The 11,873-nt window shown below is 43.8% G+C and carries 10 protein-coding genes; 3 read left to right on the top strand and 7 right to left on the bottom strand.

The features are described from left to right. Positions 1-72: 72 nt before the first annotated feature. The 6 genes from ROSEINA2194_RS01500 to clpX all read right to left on the bottom strand — a co-directional run bounded on the left by ROSEINA2194_RS01500 (position 73) and on the right by clpX (position 7,571). Positions 73-1,551, bottom strand: a complete 1,479-nt coding sequence (locus ROSEINA2194_RS01500; RefSeq protein ID WP_044926862.1) for a DUF1846 domain-containing protein — start codon at positions 1,549-1,551, stop codon at positions 73-75. 184 nt (positions 1,552-1,735) lie between these two features. Continuing rightward, the gene (locus tag ROSEINA2194_RS21440; RefSeq protein WP_007882525.1) at positions 1,736-2,689 is read right to left on the bottom strand and encodes an SHOCT domain-containing protein; all 954 of its coding nucleotides are present in this window, start codon (positions 2,687-2,689) and stop codon (positions 1,736-1,738) included. A gap of 1 nt (position 2,690) precedes the next feature. Continuing rightward, positions 2,691-3,227, bottom strand: a complete 537-nt coding sequence (locus tag ROSEINA2194_RS01510; protein ID WP_007882526.1) for a LemA family protein — start codon at positions 3,225-3,227, stop codon at positions 2,691-2,693. 186 nt (positions 3,228-3,413) lie between these two features. Next, entirely contained in the window at positions 3,414-4,148 is a 735-nt protein-coding gene (locus ROSEINA2194_RS01515; protein ID WP_007882527.1) for a LytR/AlgR family response regulator transcription factor, read from the bottom strand. 138 nt (positions 4,149-4,286) lie between these two features. Further along, a complete protein-coding gene (locus ROSEINA2194_RS01520; protein ID WP_007882528.1) occupies positions 4,287-5,972 on the bottom strand; it encodes a S8 family peptidase in 1,686 nt (561 codons plus the stop codon). Between the two features lie 57 nt (positions 5,973-6,029). Further along, positions 6,030-7,571, bottom strand: coding sequence for an ATP-dependent Clp protease ATP-binding subunit ClpX (gene clpX / locus ROSEINA2194_RS01525; RefSeq protein WP_044926864.1), 1,542 nt, complete (start codon positions 7,569-7,571; stop codon positions 6,030-6,032). A 220-nt stretch (positions 7,572-7,791) separates the two neighbouring features. Here clpX and ROSEINA2194_RS01530 point away from each other — a divergent pair, with 220 nt between their 5' ends. Continuing rightward, positions 7,792-9,381: a GGDEF domain-containing protein gene (locus tag ROSEINA2194_RS01530; RefSeq protein WP_330370229.1), complete on the top strand. Its 1,590-nt coding sequence runs from the start codon at positions 7,792-7,794 to the stop codon at positions 9,379-9,381. A gap of 6 nt (positions 9,382-9,387) precedes the next feature. On the opposite strand, the gene ROSEINA2194_RS01535 is transcribed toward ROSEINA2194_RS01530, so the two are convergent. After that, positions 9,388-10,173 (bottom strand): IclR family transcriptional regulator, encoded by a 786-nt coding sequence (locus ROSEINA2194_RS01535; RefSeq protein WP_044926873.1) that lies wholly within the window; start codon positions 10,171-10,173, stop codon positions 9,388-9,390. Positions 10,174-10,477: 304 nt separating this feature from the next. On the opposite strand from ROSEINA2194_RS01535, the gene ROSEINA2194_RS01540 reads away from it, so the two are divergent. Together ROSEINA2194_RS01540 and ROSEINA2194_RS01545 are read left to right on the top strand one after the other, a co-directional pair. Further along, the gene (locus ROSEINA2194_RS01540; protein ID WP_044926866.1) at positions 10,478-11,440 is read left to right on the top strand and encodes a bifunctional 4-hydroxy-2-oxoglutarate aldolase/2-dehydro-3-deoxy-phosphogluconate aldolase; all 963 of its coding nucleotides are present in this window, start codon (positions 10,478-10,480) and stop codon (positions 11,438-11,440) included. Between the two features lie 15 nt (positions 11,441-11,455). Continuing rightward, on the top strand, positions 11,456-11,873 hold a 418-nt coding region (locus tag ROSEINA2194_RS01545; RefSeq protein WP_021922566.1), incomplete at its 3' end, for an HIT family protein.

The raw sequence follows: 11,873 nt of genomic DNA on the forward strand, positions 1-11,873 counted from the left end.
CACCTTATTTTATAAAAGGGTTTTTATACATTATTCACAAATTATTTCATGTATTTTTTGACAAACAAATTTCTAATACAATTTTAATCCACTGCGCACCGGTTCACTTGTCAGATCCACACCCAGCTTCTTAAAAATTTTAATATCCACTTCAGAGAGCATTACGGAAGTGTGCACCTGGCATCCGCGAAGTGCCGGAAGCTGCTCTAATGCTTTCTTTGCGTTTTCATTGGTCACCGCAGCGAGCGAAAGGGCGATCAATACCTCATCGGTATGAAGTCTTGGATTCTTTCCACCGAGGAAACGGACTTTCAGATCCTGGATCGGTTCGATCGCTTCCGGGCGGATGAGTTTCTCATCATGCTCAATGCCAGCCAGATATTTTAACGCATTCAGGAGCAATGCTGCAGAAGCACCGAGAAAATCTGATGTCTTGGACGTAATGATACAGCCATCGGAAAGTTCGATCGCTGCAGTTGGAACGCCAAGTTCCTCTGCACGTTTTTTTGCAGCGACTGTGACATGTCTGTCGTCCGTTGTGATCTTGGCCTGTTTCATCAGAAGTTCAATCTTGTAAACTTCATTTTCCGTCGCTTCCTCTTTGACCAGTTTGTTTACCGCTGTGTAATAACGTCTTATGATCTCCATTTTGGAGGCTTCACAGCATGCCTCGTCATCGATGATACAGTTTCCTGCCATGTTGACACCCATATCAGTCGGTGATTTATAATAAGTATTTTCTCCGTAAATCCCTTCAAAAATAGCGTTCAAAACCGGGAAGATCTCAATGTCACGGTTGTAGTTGACCGTCGTTTTTCCATAAGCTTCCAGATGGAACGGGTCGATCATGTTCACGTCATTCAAGTCTGCGGTAGCCGCCTCATAAGCTAAGTTTACCGGATGTTTTAATGGAAGATTCCAGATTGGGAATGTCTCAAATTTTGCATAGCCGGCTTTTGTTCCACGGATATTCTCATGATAAAGCTGGGAAAGGCAGGTTGCCATTTTTCCACTTCCAGGTCCCGGCGCGGTGATGACGACTAATGGTCTGGTCGTCTCGATATAGTCATTCTTGCCGAATCCGTTCTCACTGACGATCAGCGGAATGTTTGCCGGATAGCCCTCGATCTTATAATGCTGATATACTTTAATGCCTCTTTTTTCCAGTTTTTCACGGAACTGTACGGCACCGCTCTGTCCTGCAAACTGCGTGATGACAACGCTTCCCACATACAGACCCTTTTTCTCAAACTCTCCGATCAGCCGGACAACATCCACATCATAAGTAATTCCAAGATCCCCGCGGACTTTGTTCTTCTCAATATCTGCCGCACTGATCACGATCACGATCTCTGCCACATCCGCAAGCTGCATGAGCATTTGCAGTTTACTGTCCGGTGCAAATCCCGGCAAGACTCTGGATGCGTGATAATCGTCAAATAATTTTCCGCCAAATTCCAGATAAAGCTTGTCCCCAAATTGGTTGATCCGCTCTTTGATGTGCTCCGACTGAATTTTTAAGTACCTGTCATTGTCAAATCCTATTCTCATCCCTGATATCCCCTTATTTTTCATTCACTTTTTTATTTACAAACATAAAGAACATTATACAATAAAACCGGCACAAAATATACTCGAAATTTTCAATTTCCATCACAAATTTTAACGTACCATTTGAAAATTATTTTTGCAGATTTCATAAATAAGGCTGACCCTTTCCGGATCAGCCTTATCATTAAATTCCCAATAACTGCTTTTTCTTCGCTGCAAACTCTTCTTCTGTGATGACTCCTGCATCCAAAAGACCTTTGTACTTCTGCAGCTGTTCGATCGTATCGCTCTCAGAAGACTGCTTCTGCTCTTCCAAAGATCCGGTCTCCTGCTTTGCAGCCTGTTTTTTCTCTCCCGCTGTCATCTCTTTGACATTCGGATTCATCAGGTGTGCCAGATTGAGCGCCAGCGTGTGCAGACTCTCTGTTTTATCCTCATAGCAGCTTAAAAACGCCTCGACACTTGGACTGTCACTGTCAAAGGAAACTCCTGTCCAATCCCACATGATATTATCCCAGTAAGGATGGTCAAACGTCAGCTCCACATGGAAGGTATCTGCCGGAGAAGCCACGTCAAAAGATGGTCTTGGATGATACTCATGATAATGGTTATCATCTTTGTTATTTTCCTCATGCATCCGCTCCAACCGCTCAAACATTTCATATTCCCTCATCTGCATCTGAAACTGTGCGATCTGCGGCTCCAGCTGCTTTACTTTTTCCGGAACTTTACTGTCGTAATGCTTTAATTCCTGATGATTTCCCTCAAATAAAACCCGGCTGTCCTCTAAAATACGGAAAGACTTTAAATTGTCCGCCTGAAATGCGAGTGAATCTTTGTCACAGTTCACACGGAAAAGTCCATGAAAAATATCTAATACCAGATCTCCACCAAACAGTCCAAAATTAAACGAATAGTTTTCCTCGAACTGATCTCTCAATGCCTGATTATCTTCGTAAAACTGGATGTACTGCTTAAAATCATCGATGGTCATCCGATCTGTCCTGCCTTTTGGCAGATAGATTTTTTTATCGCATTCCTTACAGATCGGTGTGTCCTGTATTTTCGTTGCAAGCAGCCGCGGTGTCGGATTCCCGCAGACCGGACATAATTTTTTATTATTACTGAATAATCCCATATTAATCCCCTTTCTGTGACAGATATTCTCTTTTATGAAAGCCAAGAATACCTGCAATTACATTTGTAGGAAACATACCAAGCGCACTGTTTAACTTTGTCACTGAATCGTTGTAGATCAAACGGCTGGTATATACCATGCGCCCATAACATTCCACCGCATCCATACATTTGGTATAGTTTTTGTCTGCGCAGAGCAGTGGATTGCGTTCTGCTGCCAGACGGATGCTTTTTACGGTTTCCTCTATCACCTGCTCCTGCTCTGATACCTCCTCAGGTGCGGAGCGAGCAGTGATCACACTTCGTCTGGCTGCTGCACGCTCCATCAGCGGCTGTATGTCATCTGCTGCATATCCTTTCATAAGATCAAGCACTGCAAATAGTGCATCAAAACGTGAGGAAATCTGCACTCCGATCTGATTCATGGCATTTTGGATATTTCCGTCCATCACCGCAAACTTCCGCTGCACGGAGATGATCCAGAGAACAAGTAAAAGCAGGATCAAACCAATAATGACCAAGATTTCCATACTTAACATTTTTTCTTCTTAATCCTCCCTTCTTTTGTGTGCTTATTTTGGCTTTCTCCTTTGTCTGAATCTACCATACACGATTTTCCCAAAAAAATGGACGCACTGTCATGAATCGACCGTAAAATGTATTGAATCGACCATGTCTTTTCTTACTATTCATGTAGTTTATTCTATCAAAGAAAAAACAGACCGTCATAAGACAGCCTGCTCTCCGTTAAACGCATATTCCATATATGTATTTTTGATTTCCGAACATTTTCCATGCGGAATTGGGATTTCCGCATCATTTACCATTTTGATGGAACGGCTGGAAATATTCTGGATATACTCCATATTCACAAGGAAGGATCGGTGGGGACGGAAAAAATTGCTGTACTGCATCAGCTGTCCTGCCAGATCATCCAGACTCCCTGCGCTTTCCAGAACTGCTCCGTTTCCCAGATGAAATAAAAGTTTTCGTCCCAGCACCTCGCAGTATTCCAGCTGCTGCAGATCGATCCTCGTAATACCGTCTTTACTGCGCAGGATCAGGCTGTTCTTCTTTTTCTTCTCACACTCCGCCAGCACCGCATCCATCAGCCGGAAAAAGCTTTCCTCCCAGATCGGTTTCAACTGGTAAAAATAAGCTCCAACCGAATAAGATTCCACCGCAAACTCCGGGGATGAGGTCAGAAAAATAATTTTCATATTCGTGTCATACTGCCGGATCTCTTTTGCCACATCCATGCCATTCTGCCCCGGCATCACGACATCGAGAAATAATATATCCGGTCTTATGCCCTTCTCAATCTCCGTCAGCAGTTCAAACGGACTCTGGAATGCTGCATAGGTAATATCCTCATTCCGTTCTACCCGGTAGCGGTCTAATAATTCGTTCATCTGATGAAGCACTTCCATATCATCATCACAAAACGCGATCTTTATCATAAAATTTTCTTTTCTCCTGCGTAATTATAATATTTCCATACCTCTTGTGATCCATTTTACTGTCACAGGAAGCCTGCAAAATGTTTTTTCCACATATTATTATACTTCACAGAAGGGAAAATGAAAAGCCAATGTCCGCTACCTCCGCAGATCCTCAAATGCTCCATACACATCCAGCGTTCCATACCCCCACGACGGATTCGGATAACTCCTGTCATCCGCCCGGTCTGCGCCGCGGATCAGCATATTTTTGATATCCGCAGAGGACATGAAAATCTGATTTCTTTTTACCAGTCCCCATTCCATGATCTGCGCACATGCCCCGGCTGTGATCGCTGCCGCCGCACTCGTCCCGGTCATGGTCACAAAGCGGTTCCGCAGTCCCGGTCCGTACACATTCACCGCCGGGGCACAGAAATCCGGCTTTACCTCACCGGAAAGTGTAAATCCCCTGCCCGAGTCCAGATACAGACCGCCATTTGCCACATTGTAGCCGCCCGTGCTTATGACCTGCCCTGCGTTACCCGGCACGGTGATCGTATGATTCGGATTTGACCGCAGGAAAAAAACATTTCCACTCGTAAAATTCCGCATGGGAAGCCACATATTGTAATCCCCTGTCACAATGCTCTGCGGATACACGTTGATCGTCCAGATCCCCTGCGCTGCGTTTGAAAAACGTAAATAAATAAGCTGGTTTCCCTGCCGCCTGCCCGTCAGCCGGTAGTCGATGCTGACTCTTGTCTGCTCGAAAATAAAGACAAACTCCTGTCTTCCACCGCTCCGATAAGGTACTTTTGGCAGCACTTCCCCGGTGGGCGAGCTGACCGATACCGCATAAAGCTCCGGCGCATTTGCCCACATCTCAATGAAAAAACCCGGCATATTTTCCTCCACCGAGACTTCCACCGATTCGTACTCCATGTCCGGCTGTATTTTTCCAAGAAAATGATGTCTTGCATTCGCCTCGTTTCCTACTGCTGCCACACTGCATCTTTTCCGCCTTCTGGATACAATATCCAGATAAGTTGCCAGTTGTCCGTCCTTGCCACGGTTTCCCATGTTGCTTCCTAGTGCAATGCAGATCACAAGCGGCATATCCCGCTCCTTTGCCAGCCGGTCCAGATAGCTGACTGCCATCATGATATCATTCTCCTGATACGCCGGAACAGAATCCGGGATAAAATAAAATTCCCGCAGATAAGTTTTTGCCTCTTTCAGTTTTACGACTGCGATCTCGGAAAACGGCGCCGCCCCGATAAAATTATCTTCCACATCCTCGCTTCCACATGCCACCCCGGCCACAAAGGTTCCATGTCCATTGGTATCCATGGACGGAACGGTTTCCAGCGGATTTTCTGTCCGGAGTGCGGCATTGATCTGCTCTGTCTTATACTCGGAACCATATGCGATCCCCTCCGGCTTTGTTCCATCCCGAATCGTCTGATCCCAGATGCGGTAAATCCTTGTTGTCCCATCAGAATACTGAAATACCGGATTTCGGTAATCGATCCCGGTATCGATAAATCCGATCATCACGCCCTGCCCTTTCAGTGCGAGTGCCGGCTGCTGCTGTAATTTTAATATCCCCGAAACCTCAAGCGCCGTCTCATCCAGAAGTCCATAGCACTTTGGAACAGAAGCATAGGAATCTGCCGGAAAATCAAATATCCGGAAAAAACTCCTCGGATAAAAATAAGTATCTTTTTCCTCATCGATCCGCTGGATACAATCACTTGAAAGGTCAATCACATCCAAAACATCTTTCGATATGATAAAATCCACATAATCATTGGAATAAATCTTTTCTTCACAGTCAGACATAAAAAACTCCGCACACCTATCTTTACAATAAATGCCGGAGTTTTGTCCTTTATTCCTTTAAATTGCAGGCTTTTCTTCGATCGTTGCACAGCCGCGCATCGTAATGAGCGGACCGCCCTTTTTCTCTACATAATCTTTTGTGATCGTTACCATGCCGATATTGTCATCCTTCGGGATCTCATACATGATATCTAACATAAAATCTTCGATAATAGAGCGGAGAGCACGCGCTCCTACCTTTTTCTCTTTTGCTTCCTTTGCGATAGAATGAAGCGCATCCTCGTCAAATACAAGCTTTACCTCATCCATGGCAAGCAGCTTCTCATACTGCCTGATGATTGCATTCTTCGGCTCTTTTAAAATACGCACGAGCATATCTTCCGTCAGCGCCTCCAATGTGAACATGACTGGCAGACGTCCTAAAAATTCCGGGATCATACCAAATTTGCGCACATCTTCTGTCGTCACTTTTGCAAGCAGGTTCTCGTCATTGTCATATTTGTCCTTCAGGTCTGCCTTAAATCCAATGGAAGCTTCCTTGTTCAGACGCTCCTTAATGATATCTTCCAGATCCGGGAACGCTCCTCCGCATATAAAAAGAATGTTCTTCGTGTTGACCATCGTCATCGGAACCATCGCATTTTTACTGCTTGCCCCTACCGGCACTTCCACTTCCGCACCCTCTAACAGCTTTAACATTCCCTGCTGGACAGATTCTCCGCTGACATCGCGCTGGTTTGTGTTGCGCTTCTTTGCGATCTTATCGATCTCATCGATAAAGATGATGCCGTGCTCTGCGCGCTCCACATCATTGTCAGCAGCCGCTAACAGTTTGCTGACTACACTCTCGATATCGTCACCGATATAACCGGCTTCTGTCAGGGAAGTTGCGTCCGTGATGGCAAGCGGCACATCTAATAATCTTGCCAGTGTCTTGACCAGATAAGTCTTACCACATCCGGTCGGTCCGATCATGAGCATGTTGGATTTTTCGATTTCCACACCGTCCTGCACATCGGAGGCAATTCTCTTGTAATGATTGTAAACTGCTACAGACATGACTTTTTTTGCATGTTCCTGTCCAACCACATACTCATCCAGCGACGCTTTGATCTTATGTGGAGCCGGGATCGCATGAATATCGATCTCCGGCTTTCTCTCCTCTTTTGGTTTCTTTTTCTTGATCTTCTGGCTGTTTGGCATACCGCCCATCATATTTTGCAGATCGGAAAGATTGATCATGCTGATATTCGGCATCTTATCCAGATTCATATTATTAAAACTTCCCATGTTCATCATATCGCCAATTGGGAATCCGGTACCATTCATGCTGTCGAAAGTTCTCTGCATACAGTCATGGCAGATGGAAATGCTGTTTGGGATCCTGATCATTTTTCCGGCTATATGCTCCGGTCTGTGACAGATGTAGCAGATCTCCTCGTACTCATCATCCTTCTTCTCATCACTCTCCTGTGCATCTGCCGTGGTGTTCACCACTTCCGCACTCTCTGCTTCCGTTGTATGTAAATTATTGTCAGAGGCTGCCGGCTCTTTGTTCTCTTCTCCGTCGATTACCTCTCTGAAATCATTATCTGACATCGAAATCTCCTTAATATCCCTGAAATTACTTTCTGTTTTCGTCGCCTCAAAAAATGCGATGGGTTTATTATAATTCAAATAAAAATGAATCACAACTAATTTGGCAAGATTTCATTTTTATTTAAGATATTTTCTTTGAAAAACATACTAATATTTGACCTTCCTGATTTTATGGGTTAGAATACAGCTACACACAAAAAAACTTTCGGAAAGGTGACTCATGTATACAAAAGAAACCTCTTTTAGCAGACGAATGAAACAGGCAGAACAGCATGCTGCCTCACTGCTGCAGCAAATTCTGATCTTCGTTTTGATTTTCCTTGTCATTTTTATGATGGTGCAGATCCAGAATCTACATGGAACTGCCCACGTGGTAAACTATGCCGGTCTTGTGCGCGGAGCCACGCAGCGTGAAGTCAAGCTTGAGATTACCGGAACTGCAGATGACATGCAGATCGAGTATCTGGATAAAATTTTGTCCGGTTTAAAATATGAAGATGGAAATTATAATCTGGTAAGCCTGAAAGATCCTGCTTACCAGCAGTGTCTGGACAATCAGATTAAATATTGGGAACTACTGAAAGAAGAGATTTATACTGTTCGTGAAAAGGGCTATGAAAACACCAATGTTGTCTCAATGAGTGAAACTTATTTTGAATATGCCGACGAGACGGTGACTGCTGCCGAACAGTACTCGGAAAAGATTGCCGCGCGTATCCGGCTGACCGAGATTATTTCTGCGCTTGATATACTATTGTTAATCTTTTTGATCGTCCAGCAGCAGATCCAGCACATTAAGGCCGTCAGGGAAAATCATATTTTATCCAAGAAAGCCTACCTGGATGTGCACACCGGACTTCCAAACAAAAGCCGCTGTGAAGACCTTTTGAACTCTTCCGGTTTTATCACTGAGCCGCTGTGTTTTGTTATGTTCGACTTAAATAATTTAAAAGAAGTGAACGATACCCTTGGACACGCTGCCGGGGATTCGATGATCGCCAATTTTGCCCACATTTTAAGAAAGGTAGTTCCTGAAAAAGATTTTGTCGGCAGATACGGCGGTGACGAATTTATCGCTATTTTGTATGACACCACCTCCGGGCAGGCAGACGAGCTATTGGAAAAACTACATGCTACGATCAAACAGTATCATTCCAGCAATATGCCGGATGCGATCAGTTACGCCTATGGTTACAGCTACTCCATGAATTACAAAGATTGTACGCTCCGCAATCTGCTTGACAAAGCAGACCATGAAATGTATCTGAATAAACAGGCACAAAAAAGAAACGATAAGCCGTTTCTTTTTTTGTATTTCTCTATCATTTACGGATTTGCAGTTCCATTTCCGGCATTCCCACCGGTTCCGTTGGTATTCTCTGCATCTCCGCCGGTTGCATCGTTTGTGAGATCATTCACACCATTTTCCACACCATCGATCACATCTTTGCCGGCATCGCCAACACCGTCCACTACATCCTCGATCACGTTGCCGTTATCATCCACACGGTTGTTGTCCTTATCCTCTGTGGTGTCAATATTATTTTTGTCATTTCCTGTGGTAGTGTCCGCATTGTTATTCAGACGGTTTTCCGTGCTTGTGTTTGTACCGTTTGTGCCATTATTTTTATCGTTTGCATTGTTATTTCCGCAGCCTGCGACAGCACTCAACGATAACATAAGCATCATTCCAGCCAAAAGTAATTTCCACTTTCTCATAGTCATTTCTCCTTTTCTTTTACAGAGTATATTTGCTCTGTTCTTCAAAAATAGTATGACCATCGATTTTTTTCTTATACATATTCTGTAAAAAAATTTAATTTTGTGGATAATACCCCAGTTCTCTTGATAATTCTTCCTGTACTTTTTTCACATCCACGGCAAGTTCTTCCACGCGCTCTCTCGTCATACGGCTGACCGGTCCGGAAATGCTGAATGCATATTTCACTTCCTTGCTGTAACCATGCAGGCAGGCAGCGATACATCGCACGCCCTCCTCGTTCTCCTCGTCGTCTAACGCATAACCGTTCTTACGGACTTCCTCTAACACCTGCATCATCTCGTCAATGTCAGTGATCGTCTTATCCGTTTTCTTCTCGATAATGCTCTCGTTCCAGATCTGTTTTACTTCTTTCTCCGGAAGCGTTGCCATGATTGCCTTGCCCACACCGGAACAATACATTGGATGCACCATGCCGACGTGTGATACCATGCGGATTGTACCAACTTTTGCTTCTATTTTATATATGTACAAAATGTTGTTGCCTTCCCGCTGTACAAGATGCACTGCCTCCCCACTGATATCGGACAGGCGCTCCATATAAGGTTTTGCGATCTGTAAAATGTCGGTACGCTCTAAGATTTTTCCCGCCATGCTCACGATTTTGTAAGAAAGCATGTATTTCTGCGTTGTCTCGTCCTGTTTTGCATACCCCATATAGATCAAGGACATTAATAAGCGGTGGACCGTACTTTTGTGAAGTCCGAGTTCTGTGCTGATCTCCATTAACCCCATCTCGCCATGCTCTGCTAACATCTCAAGCACCTGGAAAATTCGTTCTGCAGACTGCACCGGATTTTTTGTTTCTTTTTCTTCTGCCATCGTAGGTGTCCCTTTCTTCCTGTTCACAATATAATTCTGTAAAACCAAAAAAACTCTGGATTTACCTATATGTTTCATATTTCAGATTCTCGTTTCATATTGTGGAACTTTCTTTTTTCTCATATTAACAGCTACTATTAGAAATGTCAAGGGAATTGAGTTGGAACTATTGACATCCGTTTTTCTGATGTTATAATAAAATCGTACCGTTTTATGGAACATTGTTTCGTATAATGGAACTTTATATTAGAACACAATCATCCAGAACATGGATGAGAAAATAAGAATGATAAGGAGAATCATCATGAACAAAGTATTAGAAGAGATTTCCAAAATTGGTATTGTACCTGTTATCGCCCTGGATCACGTAGAGGACGCTGCTCCTTTAGCAAAAGCATTATGTGACGGAGGACTTCCTTGTGCAGAGGTTACATTCCGTACTGCTGCCGCTGAGGAATCTATCCGTATTATGGCTGAGCAGTTCCCAGAAATGTTAGTAGGTGCCGGAACCGTTCTTACTACAGAGCAGGTTGACCGCGCTGTAAACGCCGGAGCAAAATTCATTGTAAGTCCTGGCTTAAATCCAAAAGTAGTGAAATACTGTGTAGAAAAAGGAATTCCGGTTACTCCTGGATGCTCTAACCCAAGTGACGTTGAAGTTGCTATTGAACTTGGTCTTGATGTTGTAAAATTCTTCCCTGCAGAGGCAGCCGGCGGATTAAACATGATCAAATCCATGGCAGCTCCTTATGTAAATATGAAATTCATGCCAACCGGCGGAATCAATGCGAAGAACCTTACAAATTACCTTGATTTCAACAAAATCATCGCATGTGGCGGTTCCTGGATGGTAAGCAAAGACCTTGTTGCTGCAAAAGACTGGGCTGGTATCACAGCACTCACAAAAGAAGCAGTTTCTACCATGTTAGGTTTCAAACTTCTTCACGTTGGTGTAAACAATGCATCTGAGGAAGCTGCTGCTTCTGATTCTGCAAAATTCGCTACATTACTTGGACAGGATGTAAAAGTTGGAAACAGCTCTATGTTTGTTGGTTCTCTTATCGAAATGATGAAAAATCCAGGACGTGGAACCTGTGGTCATATCGCAATCCAGACAAACTATCTTGCACGTGCAATGTACCACTTAGAGAAACGTGGTTTTGTATTTGATGAGTCTTCTTTCAAATATGATGCAAAAGGAAATATCACAGTTGCTTATTTAAAAGATGAAATCGCCGGTTTCGCTGTACATTTCAACCAGAAATAAGACAGGAGACAGATTATGACAGATCAGAATTGTGCTTATTGTATGGAAGGTGACTTAGTTGCCCAGTTTGGCATTAAAATCTGTGAACTTCCATCCTCCAAAGTTTATTTATTTAAAGAACAAAGCCATAAAGGACGTGTGATCGTTGCCCATAAGAAACACGTCAGTGAGATTGTAGAGTTGACTGCCGAAGAACGCGCTGCTTACATGGAAGATATCAACCATGTAGCAGAGGCTCTTCACAAGGCATTCCATCCTCAGAAGATCAACTATGGTGCCTACGGTGACACCGGACATCATCTTCACTTCCATCTTGTACCAAAATACACAGATGGCTATGAATGGGGTGGTGTTTTTGCCATGAATCCGGGTGAAAAATTCCTGTCAGATGCAGAATATGCTTCCCTGATTGAAGAAATCCGCAAGTATTTAT

Origin of the sequence: Roseburia inulinivorans DSM 16841 (assembly GCF_000174195.1) — a bacterium.
In the GTDB taxonomy this organism is placed as follows: Bacteria; Bacillota; Clostridia; order Lachnospirales; family Lachnospiraceae; genus Roseburia; species Roseburia inulinivorans.

Bases quoted from the DNA above. Each gene is read 5' to 3' on its own strand.
- ROSEINA2194_RS21440 (WP_007882525.1), bottom strand. From the start codon at position 2,689: ATGGGATTATTCAGTAATAATAAAAAATTATGTCCGGTCTGCGGGAAT.
- ROSEINA2194_RS01515 (WP_007882527.1), bottom strand. From the start codon at position 4,148: ATGATAAAGATCGCGTTTTGTGATGATGATATGGAAGTGCTTCATCAG.
- ROSEINA2194_RS01500 (WP_044926862.1), bottom strand. From the start codon at position 1,551: ATGAGAATAGGATTTGACAATGACAGGTACTTAAAAATTCAGTCGGAG.
- ROSEINA2194_RS01535 (WP_044926873.1), bottom strand. From the start codon at position 10,173: ATGGCAGAAGAAAAAGAAACAAAAAATCCGGTGCAGTCTGCAGAACGA.
- ROSEINA2194_RS01520 (WP_007882528.1), bottom strand. From the start codon at position 5,972: ATGTCTGACTGTGAAGAAAAGATTTATTCCAATGATTATGTGGATTTT.
- clpX (WP_044926864.1), bottom strand. From the start codon at position 7,571: ATGTCAGATAATGATTTCAGAGAGGTAATCGACGGAGAAGAGAACAAA.
- ROSEINA2194_RS01510 (WP_007882526.1), bottom strand. From the start codon at position 3,227: ATGTTAAGTATGGAAATCTTGGTCATTATTGGTTTGATCCTGCTTTTA.
- ROSEINA2194_RS01530 (WP_330370229.1), top strand. From the start codon at position 7,792: ATGTATACAAAAGAAACCTCTTTTAGCAGACGAATGAAACAGGCAGAA.
- ROSEINA2194_RS01540 (WP_044926866.1), top strand. From the start codon at position 10,478: ATGAACAAAGTATTAGAAGAGATTTCCAAAATTGGTATTGTACCTGTT.